Source organism: Cellulomonas sp. P1_C4 (genome assembly GCF_056406355.1).
The window spans coordinates 134,477-145,108 of sequence record NZ_JBFUAI010000003.1; the positions used below are offsets into that span (position 1 = coordinate 134,477).

Annotated in this window: 13 protein-coding genes and 1 other RNA gene; 6 read left to right on the forward strand and 8 right to left on the reverse strand. The window is 70.9% G+C overall.

Annotation, left to right across the window (positions count from 1 at the left end; genetic code table 11):
• The first annotated feature begins 11 nt into the window (after positions 1 to 11).
• Positions 12 to 395 carry a tautomerase family protein gene (locus AC1DYZ_RS03310; protein WP_477063791.1) on the forward strand — a complete coding sequence of 128 codons (384 nt, stop codon included), beginning with the start codon at positions 12 to 14 and terminating at the stop codon, positions 393 to 395.
• Here the strand turns inward: AC1DYZ_RS03310 and AC1DYZ_RS03315 are convergent.
• Positions 377 to 667, reverse strand: a complete 291-nt coding sequence (locus AC1DYZ_RS03315) for a LuxR C-terminal-related transcriptional regulator (protein WP_456824164.1) — start codon at positions 665 to 667, stop codon at positions 377 to 379. The two genes, AC1DYZ_RS03310 and AC1DYZ_RS03315, sit on opposite strands and share 19 nt — an antisense overlap.
• Positions 668 to 749: 82 nt before the next feature.
• Between AC1DYZ_RS03315 and AC1DYZ_RS03320 the strand changes: the two genes are divergently transcribed.
• The 4 genes from AC1DYZ_RS03320 to AC1DYZ_RS03335 all read left to right on the forward strand — a co-directional run bounded on the left by AC1DYZ_RS03320 (position 750) and on the right by AC1DYZ_RS03335 (position 4,562).
• The gene (locus AC1DYZ_RS03320; RefSeq protein ID WP_477063792.1) at positions 750 to 1,181 is read left to right on the forward strand and encodes a hypothetical protein; all 432 of its coding nucleotides are present in this window, start codon (positions 750 to 752) and stop codon (positions 1,179 to 1,181) included.
• Positions 1,182 to 1,212: 31 nt separating this feature from the next.
• An RNA gene (rnpB, locus tag AC1DYZ_RS03325) (RNase P RNA component class A) lies at positions 1,213 to 1,595 on the forward strand.
• Positions 1,596 to 2,109: 514 nt separating this feature from the next.
• Positions 2,110 to 3,915, forward strand: a complete 1,806-nt coding sequence (locus AC1DYZ_RS03330; protein WP_477063793.1) for a hypothetical protein — start codon at positions 2,110 to 2,112, stop codon at positions 3,913 to 3,915.
• Positions 3,916 to 4,112: 197 nt separating this feature from the next.
• Positions 4,113 to 4,562, forward strand: a complete 450-nt coding sequence (locus AC1DYZ_RS03335) for a GatB/YqeY domain-containing protein (RefSeq protein ID WP_477063794.1) — start codon at positions 4,113 to 4,115, stop codon at positions 4,560 to 4,562.
• Here the strand turns inward: AC1DYZ_RS03335 and AC1DYZ_RS03340 are convergent.
• From AC1DYZ_RS03340 to map, 5 genes are read right to left on the reverse strand one after another with little or no spacing between them, the layout of a single operon-like run.
• Entirely contained in the window at positions 4,555 to 4,965 is a 411-nt protein-coding gene (locus AC1DYZ_RS03340; protein ID WP_477063795.1) for a VOC family protein, read from the reverse strand. The two genes, AC1DYZ_RS03335 and AC1DYZ_RS03340, sit on opposite strands and share 8 nt — an antisense overlap.
• Positions 4,966 to 4,998: 33 nt before the next feature.
• Positions 4,999 to 5,298, reverse strand: coding sequence for a DUF6191 domain-containing protein (locus AC1DYZ_RS03345; RefSeq protein WP_477063796.1), 300 nt, complete (start codon positions 5,296 to 5,298; stop codon positions 4,999 to 5,001).
• A gap of 5 nt (positions 5,299 to 5,303) precedes the next feature.
• On the reverse strand, positions 5,304 to 6,077 hold the full coding sequence (locus AC1DYZ_RS03350; protein WP_477063797.1) for an MBL fold metallo-hydrolase: 774 nt from the start codon (positions 6,075 to 6,077) through the stop codon (positions 5,304 to 5,306).
• Positions 6,078 to 6,080: 3 nt separating this feature from the next.
• Positions 6,081 to 6,857, reverse strand: coding sequence for a polyphosphate--glucose phosphotransferase (gene ppgK / locus AC1DYZ_RS03355; protein WP_477063798.1), 777 nt, complete (start codon positions 6,855 to 6,857; stop codon positions 6,081 to 6,083).
• Positions 6,854 to 7,726, reverse strand: coding sequence for a type I methionyl aminopeptidase (gene map / locus AC1DYZ_RS03360; protein WP_477063799.1), 873 nt, complete (start codon positions 7,724 to 7,726; stop codon positions 6,854 to 6,856). The genes ppgK and map overlap by 4 nt, the downstream gene beginning before the upstream one ends.
• Positions 7,727 to 7,797: 71 nt before the next feature.
• On the opposite strand from map, the gene AC1DYZ_RS03365 reads away from it, so the two are divergent.
• Complete coding sequence (locus tag AC1DYZ_RS03365; protein WP_477063800.1) at positions 7,798 to 7,971, forward strand: SPOR domain-containing protein; 174 nt, start codon at positions 7,798 to 7,800, stop codon at positions 7,969 to 7,971.
• Positions 7,972 to 7,981: 10 nt separating this feature from the next.
• Here the strand turns inward: AC1DYZ_RS03365 and panB are convergent, their stop codons facing one another.
• Together panB and AC1DYZ_RS03375 are read right to left on the reverse strand one after the other, a co-directional pair.
• Complete coding sequence (gene panB, locus AC1DYZ_RS03370) at positions 7,982 to 8,794, reverse strand: 3-methyl-2-oxobutanoate hydroxymethyltransferase (protein WP_477063801.1); 813 nt, start codon at positions 8,792 to 8,794, stop codon at positions 7,982 to 7,984.
• Positions 8,795 to 8,817: 23 nt separating this feature from the next.
• Positions 8,818 to 10,506, reverse strand: a complete 1,689-nt coding sequence (locus AC1DYZ_RS03375; protein WP_477063802.1) for an NAD+ synthase — start codon at positions 10,504 to 10,506, stop codon at positions 8,818 to 8,820.
• Between the last annotated feature and the right edge of the window lie 126 nt (positions 10,507 to 10,632).

The window sequence follows — 10,632 nt, forward strand, 5'->3', positions numbered from 1 at the left end:
AGGAGGACCACATGGCGCACGTCAAGATCTACGGCCGCCGCGACGTCTGGCAGGACCGCCGCGGGTCGGTGTCGGACGCGATCCACCGCGTGATCGTCGGCACCTGGGGACTGCCCCCGGACAAGCGGTTCCACCGCTTCCTGCTGCTCGACGGCGACGACCTGGTGGCACCGCGCGGCAAGGACTACCTGGTGGTCGAGATCCTCTGCTTCACCGGCCGGAGCCGCGAGGCACGCCGGGCGCTCATCGCCGCGTTCTACGACGACGTCGCGCCCACCCTCGGTCTGTCCGCGGACGACCTCGAGGTGATCATCATCGAGAGCCCGCCGGAGAACTGGGGGATCCGGGGAGTCTCGGGCGACGAGCTGTCGCTGAACTACCGCGTCGACGTCTGAACGGCAGGGTGCGGCACCTCCGTCAGTCGCCGATGCCTCTGCCCGATCTCGGGCATGCCCAGGTCGGCGGGCACGAGCCCGAGGCGCCGCCCGTGCGTGAGCGCCGACTCGCGATCGGCGACCCCGAGCTTGAGGTAGATGGAGCGGACCTGCGACTTCACCGTGTTCCGGGTGACGAACAGCGAGCCGGCGATCTCGCCGAGCGTGAGGGGCAGGGCCAGGTGGGCGAGGATGACGCGCTCGCGCTTGGTCAGTCCGTGTGTGGTGTCCATGCCCGTGGTTCGGGGCCAGAGGCGACGCGGATGGGTGAACTTCCCAGGTGCTTTCGGCCCGAGGCGGGCCTAGCCTCCAGAGATGAGCGGACTCGTCGTCCATCGCCGCCCGGCCCTCGCCATTCTCGCCCTTGCTGCCACGCTCTCGTGGTCGCTCGCGGGCTGCGGCTCAGCGGACGACGGTGGAAGCGGCACGAGGTCGACGAACGGCCTCGGCGAGTTCTCCTTCAGCACCGCCGACGGCAAGCTCTCGGTCTCCGGCACGGCGTCGACCTGCGAGAACCCCGACAAGGCCACGCTCAGCGTGACGTTCGAGGGCGACAACGCCACCGTGACCGTGGCCGTGAAGGGTGGCAAGGGCAGCATCGTCGTCACCGGCGACGACGGCTTCCAGGGCACGATCTCGAACGTGCAGGTCGCCGACAGCGGCGACGTGGACGCCTCCGGCACGGGGGCGACGGCGGACGATGCCGAGACCGACACCCGGTTCACGTTGACCGGCCGGTGCCCGTGACCGCTCGCGCCGACTAGGCTGGCGGCGCGGATGAGTCAGTCAGGCGGCCGCGTCGAGCCCTCGGGCTCGCCGAGGAACGTCCGGGCTCCGCAGAGCAGGGTGGTGGGTAACGCCCACCCGGGGTGACCCGCGGGACAGTGCCACAGAGAACAGACCGCCCGACCGGTCCGCCGGACGGGTAAGGGTGAAACGGTGGTGTAAGAGACCACCAGCGTGCCGGGCGACCGGTGCGGCTAGGTAAACCCCACCCGGAGCAAGGTCAGACAGGGAGCGTTCGAGGGCTGCTCGCCCGAGCTCCCGGGTAGGCCGCTGGAGGCGTGCGGCAACGTACGTCGTAGAGGGATGGCCGCCACTCGCGCAGCTGCGGGCAACCGCGCGCGAGGACAGAACCCGGCGTATCGACTGACTCATCCGCCTTCACGGCGGCCGGCGCGGCGAGATATTCGACCTGTCCGCTGAGGGATGTGTGGGGCACCTGTGCCGCCATCCTCGAGGCAGGACCTTGGGCCCACACGCCTCCGGTGGTGACCACGCACACTGGACGCATAGCCAGCGCTGGCGCTGGCGCACTGATCTGAGCGATCGGCAGGGAGCGAGGCACCCTCGGGTGCCGCACCCCGATCGCCGGGTCAGAGGTCAAGGCCTCTGCCTCTTCTGAGTCCTGTCTGAGCGTCTCGTCGTTCGTTGCCGAGCCTGCCGCCATCCCGGTCACCACCTACCGGATCCGACTTACAACGACTTGCCGAGACGCCGCCCGGCGTTGCCTCGGCAGAGCTTCAAGTCCACCAGGAGTGGACCCACCGAGAGGTACGACATGTTCAAGCGCATCATCATTGCCGCTGCGGCGAGCCTCGCGCTCGTTGTGGCAACCGGGGGCGCTGCCCTCGCCGATGTGGAGCCACCGGATGACAACCCGTCCCTGTGTGGCGTGGTCGATGAGATCAGCCACCAGGAGTACGACTACCAGAAGGTCACCGCGACCGACTGGGTGCTCGCCACCCCCGGCGAGGGCTGGGTCAAGTTCGGCGAGCGGACGGTCACCACCAAGGACGCCGAGGACGTGCAGGTCGCGGAGGCCCAGCACTACTCGCTGAAGGGCAACTCCGGCATCGGCAACGACGACACCCCGCTGCCCCCCGGTGACGCCGACTACTGGACGGCGAACACCCACCAGGAGCCGCACGGCTCGGACAACATCACCTGGATCGGCACCGTCGGCGTCGGCCTGCACTACGCCAGCGCTGGATCGTCCGGCAACCGTGACTGGTTCTTCTTCGCCCCCGCGAAGTTCGAGCACCATGACGCCGTGACGCACCAGGAGTTCCGCTTCCGCCTGACCGAGACGGCCGAGGGGGTTCTCCAGTCGCCCGGTGCGGGCTGGACCCAGATCGACGAGCGAAAGGTCATCACGGTCGAGGGCAACGCGGGACACCCCTGCGACCTCCCGAAGGACGCTGGGGCCAACGTAACCATCACGCCCGCCACCTGCGACGCGCCGGGAGTGCCCGGCATCTCCGGTGCGAACGCTCGACTCGTCGGTTCGTTCGACCTGACGCCGGGTGACTACGAGGCCACCTTCAAGGCGGTCGACGGTCACCTGTTCGCCAACGGCACGGACACCCTCGTGGTGCCCTACACGATCCCCGACAGGGACCTCAGCTTGTGCCCGCCGACGGACGCTGGTGCGAACGTGGTCGTGGCTCCCGCCACCTGCGACGCAGACGGCACCATCCTGGGCATCTCGGGGACGTTCGCCTCGGTCGACGGGGGCCTCGACAGCCTCGACTCGACCCCTGGTGAGCACGAGGCGACCTTCACGGCACTCCCCGGTCACTGGTTCGCCAACGGCACCAACACCCTCACGGTGAAGTACACCATCGAGGCTGCCACGGATGACTGCCCGCTCCCGCAGGACGCTGGGGCCAACGTGGTTGTCGGGGACGGCACCTGCTCTGCGACGGGTAGCGCTCTGGGTATCTCTGGGACGTTCGCCACGCTCGACGAGGCCAGCCTTGACTCGACGCCTGGCGATCACACGGTGCACTTCACCGCCCTGCCGGGCCACCTGTTCGCGGACGGGACCGCCCACCTCGCGGTGAGCTACACCATCGGCGACAAGGACCTCACGAAGTGCCCGCACCTCAACGTCGCGCAGTTCAACGCCGGGCCTGGTGCTCCGAAGTGCGACGCTGCTGGGACGTTCAACCCGGACCTGACCGGGGCGACCTTCCTGGTCGAGAACGACGGCGTGCGGTACTACTCGCTGGCTGGTGACACGGTGCGCCTCTCGGTGCAGCGCCTCGGCCTGGGCGTGAACCTGTACTTGTTCGCCAACGATGACGCGACCATCCTCGAAGGTCTGTCGTCGGAGTGGCTCGTTAACAGGGACGGCCGGTCTGCCACCCGCACTGTCGTGCTGGAGGACGCCACTGGGGTCACCCAGTCGACCGACCCCGAGGCGGGCTGCTACGTCGCTCCCGAGCCTGAGCCGATCCCGACCACGCCGATCACGATCCCGGCCACCAAGGTGACGCCGGCGGGCGACGAGGTCCTTGCCGCGGACACCCCCGTCCCCGCCGGGTTCTACTCCGAGGTTCTTGCCGCGGAGGACCCCGCCTCGGCTGAGCTCGCGCAGACCGGAAGCAATGGCGTGGCGATCACGCTGGGAGCCGCACTGGTCCTCGTCTTCTCCGGGCTCGGCCTGACGGTGTTTCGTCGGCGGGCTACCCGCTGACGTGGTCGATCCCATCGCCGCCGAGGTGTCGGCGCGGATGGGTTGAGGCTGTGTGACGATCCGCGTGAGCGGGTCGTCGACCAAGACCTCCGGTCGTGGAGCGGGACCCGCACAGGGTTCCGCACCGCGGCCGGAGGTCTTCGTGCGCCCGGCATTCCGACTGCGCCGATGGGCACGGCCGGGGCACGATGGCTCCCATGAGCACCCTCGACCAGCTGACGTCCGACCTGACCACCGCCATGAAGGCCCGCGACACGGAGCGCACGGGGATTCTGCGCCAGATCATCGGCGCCGTGCGGTTCGAGGCGAAGGCCGGGGCGGTCGAGAAGGAGTTGTCGGAGGACGAGGTGCTCAAGATCCTGGCGCGCGAGGTGAAGAAGAGGCGCGACTCGGCGCAGATCTACACCGACGCCGGGGCCGCCGAGCGGGCGGCGACGGAGACCACCGAGGCGGATCTCATCGAGACGTACCTGCCGGCGCAGCTGTCGGACGACGAGCTGGCGGCACTCGTGAAGGCGGTCATCGCGGACGTCGGTGCCAGCTCCGTGCGGGACATGGGCGCCGTGATGAAGGAGGCGACGGCGCGGGCCGGGGCGTCCGCGGACGGCAAGAAGCTGTCGACGCTGGTGCGCGCCGCGCTCAGCTGACGGCCGACTGTGCGGCGAGGATCGCCGCGACCTGGTCCGGGGTGCTGCGCAGCAGGCAGAACTCGTTGCCCTCGGGGTCGGCCAGGACGTGCCACGGGACGTCTCCCTGCCCGATGTCCACGCGCGTGGCACCGAGCGTGAGCAGGCGCTCGAGCTCGGTGGCCTGGTCGGAGCCGTTCGGCGGCCGCAGGTCGGGGTGCAGGCGGTTCTTCACGGTCCGCACGTCCGGGACCCTGAGGAAAAGCCAGCCGGTGGAGCCGCCGTCGGCCGGCCCGATCGCGACCTCGTCGTCGTCCTCCGCCACGTCCCAGAGGTAGGTCCACCCGAGCACGTCGCGCCACCACTGGGCCAGGGCGTGCGGGTCGGCGCAGTCGATCGTCAGGTGGGAGACCACAAGTGCCATGCGCGGCACGCTAGAGCGAGCCCCCCGCGCGCGCTACCGGGGCGGGGGTTCCGGGTCGAGGCGGACGACGCCGGAGTCGAGGTCGAGCCGGCCCGCGGAGTCGCCGGTCTGCTGGATGTCGAGCTTCTGCCGTTCCTGCTCAGCGGTGAGGTGGACCCGGTTGGGCTGGAAGACGTCGATGAGGTCGCCGAGCATCCCGCTGGCGGCGGCGCCCTCGGCGGGCCGGCGTTCGCGGGGGCGTCGGCGGTCGAACCAGCCGCGCGCGGTCATACGGTCGACCGCGACGAGCAGGACCGCGAGCGCGACGACGACGCCGGCGACGAGCCATCCCATACCGGTCATGGTGCCACGGCCGCGCGCTGGGCCTCGTGCGCGGCGGCGGCCCAGGGGAGCGCCAGGCGGTCGTCGTCGCACGACGTCCCGCCGACGAGTGCCGCCAGGTAGGCGCGGTCCGCGGCCAGTCGGCGCTGCAGCTCGTCGGCACCCCCGACGTGGCCGTGACCAGGGACGACGACCTCCGCCCCTACGGACTCGAGCAGGTTCAGCGCGGCGAGGTAGTCGCCCACCGGCTCCGAGGCGGTCAGGTCGAGCAGCGGGATCTCGAGGTCGGAGAGCATGTCGCCGGCGACGAGGACGCTGGCCTCCGGCAGCACGAGGGCGGTGTGCGGGCGGGAGTGCGCGTCGTGCCGCAGGACGTGGACGGGCGGCCCGTCCCAGTCGAGCACGCCGGGCGTCCGTTGAGGGTAGGGCGTGCGGAGCGCGGCGATCGGCGCCGGGGGCTCGCCACTGCGGGCGAGCTCGGGGTCGGCGTCGCGCTCGGCGGCCAGCGTCTCGGCGTCGGTGGCCGTTGCGCCCTCCGTCCAGCGGGGGAGCCGGTGGAACCCGGGTCCGTCCAGGACGTGGTCCCAGTGCGCGTGCGTGGACCAGCAGGCGACCGGGGTCCATCCCCGGTCGCGGATCGTCGCTGCGAGGCCGTCGACTTCACGCGCGGTGACGGCCGGGTCGACCACCAGGCAGGTCCCGGCCGCACCGACGACCACCGTCGAGGTGGTCGTGTACACCCGGCTGGTCGCGACGTGTACGCCCCGCGCGACCTCCACGAGGTCGCGCACGGGTCAGCCGCGCGCCTCGGCGGCGAGGGCGGCGGCGCCGACGATGCCGGCCGCGTTGCGCAGCTTCGCCGGGACGATCGTGGTCCGGATGTCGAGCAGCGGCAGGAAGTCGGAGTGGTGCTTGCTCACGCCGCCGCCGACCACGATGAGGTCGGGCCAGAACAGGTTCTCGACGACGGTGAAGTACCGCTGCAGGCGCTCCGCCCACTGCGCCCAGTCGAGACCCTCACGGTCCCGGACGCTCTCGGCCGCGCGGGACTCGGCGTCGAACCCGTCGATCTGGAGGTGACCGAGCTCGGTGTTGGGCACCAGGTGCCCGTCGACGATCAACGCGGAACCGATCCCGGTCCCGAGGGTGACCACGAGGACCACGCCGTCGATGCCCTTGGCGGCTCCGTACTGCACCTCGGCATACCCGGCGGCGTCGGCGTCATTGACGGCCAGCACCTTGCGACCGGTCGCGTCGTGCACGGCCTTCTCGACGTCGGTGCCGATCCATGACTTGTCGACGTTCGCCGCGGACTGCGCGACGCCGTGCAGGATCACGGCGGGGAACGTGACGCCGATCGGCACGTCCTGGGCCAGGTGGAACGAGTCGACCACCTTGGCCACCGTCTCGGCGACGGCTTCGGGCGTCGACGGCTGGGGCGTCGGGATGCGCAGTCGGTTGGCGGCGAACTCGCCCTCGGCGAGTGACACCGGCGCGCCCTTGATGCCGCTGCCCCCGATGTCGATGCCGAAGGCCGTGTCGGGGGACTTCGTGTGCTTGTGGTCGCTCATGGCAGGGTCAGGATCTCCGCTCCGGTGTCGGTGACCAGCAGGGTGTGCTCGAACTGCGCGCTGCGTCGGCCGTCGGCCGTGAGAACCGTCCAGTCGTCGTCCCACATCACCCAGTCGGGGGTGCCGAGGTTGAGCATGGGCTCGATGGTGAACACCATCCCCGGCTCGATGAGGGTGTCGTAGGCGGGCGCCGCGTCGTAGTGCGGGACGATCAGCCCGGTGTGGAAGGCGGGACCGACGCCGTGCCCGGTGTAGTCGCGGACCACGCCGTACCCGAAGCGCGTCGCGTACTTCTCGATGACCCGGCCGATCACGTTGAGCTCCCGGCCCGGCGCCACGGCCTTGATCGCGCGGTTCAGGGACTCGCGCGTCCGCTCGACCAGCAGGCGGGACTCCTCGTCGACGTCCCCAGCGAGGAACGTCGCGTTGTTGTCGCCGTGCACCCCGCCGATGTAGGCGGTGACGTCGATGTTCACGATGTCCCCGTCCTCGATGACGGTCGAGTCGGGGATGCCGTGGCAGATGACCTCGTTGATCGACGTGCACAGGGACTTCGGGAAGCCGCGGTACCCGAGGGTCGACGGGTAGGCGCCGTGCTCGATGAGGAACTCGTGACCGATCGCGTCGAGCTCGTCCGTCGTCACACCCGGCGCAACATGGCTGCCGACGAGCTCGAGGGCCTGGGCCGCGAGGCGCGCAGCGACCCGGATGCGGTCGATCATCTCCGGCTCGAGCACGTTGCTGCCCGACCAGTGCGCGGGACCGGGCCGCCCGACGTACTCGGGGCGGGCGATCGCCGACGGCACCGCACGAAGCGGGCTCAGCGTCCCCGGGACCAGGGCGGCTCGTGGCGCGTGCACGGTCGACATACCTGGCAGTCTACGGACAGGAGGGCATCGGGGCCGGTCACGGCTGGTGCCCCGGGCGAGAGGAGATCACCGTGGCAGGCAACTTCTGGTTCAACACCGAGACCCACGAGGTCGAGGAGGGCCGGCAGAGCGACTGGACCAAGCTCATGGGTCCGTACACCTCGCGCGAGGAGGCCACCCACGCGCTGGAGAAGGCCCGCAAGCGCAACCAGGACTGGGACGCCGAGGACGAGCAGCCGTCCTGAGCCGCCGCCGTCAGGAGTCGAAGCGGTGGGCGGCGTCCGGGAACGTGCCGCCGCGCACCTCGTCGGCGTAGGCCGTCGCCGCGGCCTTGAGCGCTGCGCCGATCTCGCCGAACCGCTTGGCGAAGCGCGGCGACCAGTCGGTCATGCCCGCCATGTCGACCCAGACGAGCACCTGGCCGTCGCACTCGGCACCGGCACCGATGCCGATGGTGGGGATGTGCAGGATCTCCGTGACGCGCGCGGCCACCGGGGCGGGCACCATCTCGAGGACCACGGCGACCGCGCCGGCCTCCTGGATCGCCACGGCGTCCTCGCAGAGCAGCTCGGCGGCGAGATCTCCGCGGCCCTGGACCCGGGGGCCGCCGAGCAGGTTCTCCGACTGCGGCGTGTAGCCGAGATGCGCAACGACGGGGATGCCTGCGTCGGTCAGGGCCTTGATCTGCGCGGTGACGCGCTTGCCGCCCTCGAACTTCACGGCGGCGACGCCGGTCTCCTTCATCATCCGCACCGCGGTCTCGAGTGCCTGCGCCGGTCCGGCCTCGTAGGAGCCGAAGGGCAGGTCGGCGACGACGAACGCGCGCTTGGCGGCGCCGGCGACGGCCCGGGCGGGTGGGATGAGGTCGTCGACCGTGACGGGCAGCGTCGTGGTGTGCCCGTGCATGGTGTTCCCGATCGAGTCGCCGACGAGCAGCATGTCGATGCCGGCCTCGTCGAAGATCCGCGCGGTCACGGCGTCGTACGCCGTGAGCATCGTCAGCCGCTCGCCGCGCACCTTGGCCTCGCGCAGGTGGTGCACGCGGACGCGCTTCGGGGTCTGGGTCATTCCAGATGCTCCTGTCGGGGTGCTCACGGCTCGCGCCAGCGGGTGGTGATGGGCAGCCGGCGGTCGCGGCCGAAGGCCAGCGCGGTGACCTTGGTGCCCGGCGGGTACTGCCGACGCTTCCACTCGGCGCGGTCGACGAGCGCGAGGACCTTGTCGACGACGGCCGGGTCGAACCCTCGCGCGAGCAGCTCGGACCGGCCCTCGGCGCTCTCGACGTAGGCGTCCAGCACCTCGTCGAGCAGCTCGTACGGCGGCAGCGAGTCCTGGTCGACCTGGCCGGGCCGCAGCTCGGCCGACGGCGGCTTGGTGATCGACGACTCCGGGATGGGCGGGAGCTCGTCGGGACCGAAGACGCCGTCGAGCGCGGCGTTGTTCCGCCAGCGCGCCAGCGCCCAGACGCGGGACTTGTCGACGTCCTTGATGGGGGCGAAGCCGCCGATGCTGCCGGCGTCGTAGATCGTCGTGTACCCGACCGCGAGCTCGGACTTGTTGCCCGGCGCGATCACCAGGTGGCCCTCACGGTTCGAGATCGCCATGAGGATGACGCCGCGGACCCGGGCCTGGAGGTTCTCGGCGGCCACGCCGTCGAGCGGGATCTCGCCCTCGAACGCGTCGACCATGGCCTTGATCGGCTGGACGCGGAAGTCGGCGCCGATCCGCTTGGCCAGGTCCTGCGCGTCGTCCTTGCTGTGGTCCGACGAGAACACCGACGGCATCGAGACACCCACGACGTTCTCGCCGCCGATGGCGTCGGCGGCGATGGCCGCCACCAGCGCCGAGTCGATGCCGCCGGACATGCCGAGCAGGACCGAGTGGAACCCGTTCTTGGTCACGTACCCGTGCAGGCCGGCGACGAGCGCCCGGTAGACCTCCTCGTCGGGCGCCAGCGGCTTCGCGACCGGGCCGGTGGCCGGTGCGTCGTCATCGTCCAACAGGTCCCACACCAGCAGGTGCTCGACGAACTGCGGCGCCCTGGTCAGGACGGTGCCGTCGGTCGCGATGACGAACGAGCCGCCGTCGAACACGAGGTCGTCCTGCGCGCCGACGAGGTTCACGTAGGCGACCGGCGCCGCGACCTCGTGCGCGCGCCGCGCCGCGAGCTCGATTCGCTGGTAGCCCTTGCCCTCCTCATAGGGGGAGGCGTTCAGCACGACCAGCAGCGAGACCTCGTTCTCGTCCATCTGCGAGACGGGCCCGCCGTCCTGCCAGATGTCCTCGCAGATGACGACGCCGACGCGGCGACCCTGCACGTCGATCACGCAGACGTCGTCGCCGGCCGCGAAGATCCGGTACTCGTCGAACACGCCGTAGTTGGGCAGGTGGTGCTTGTCGTAGCGCACCTGCACCTGCCCGTGCTGCAGGAGGACCGCCTGGTTGGTGGGTCGTCGCGGTCCCTCGGGTGCGCCGGGCTCGTGCACCGGGGTCACGGACTTCTCCCCGACGGTGCCGACGAGCACGGCGAGCCCGCCGAGACCGTCGTCGGCCAGCGCCTTCGCCGTGCGCTGCAGGGCGGCCTCGGCGCCGCGGCGGAACGACGCCCGCAGCGCCAGGTCCTCGATCGGGTACCCGGTGAGCGTCATCTCGGGGAAGACCACCAGGTCCGCGCCGGCCTGTGCCGCGGTGCGCGCCCAGTCCAGCACCGCCTGGGCGTTCGCGTCGACGTCCCCCACGCGCGTGTCGATCTGCGCGAGGGCGATGCGGGGATGAGACATGGGGTCGAGCCTAACCATCGCGCCGCCGGCCGCACGCGCCGCGTGGCCGTCCTCACGTGCACGGGGACCGTCGGCGGACCCGTGCCGACCCACCTCGGACAGTGACGCTCGGCGAGGCGGTTCATC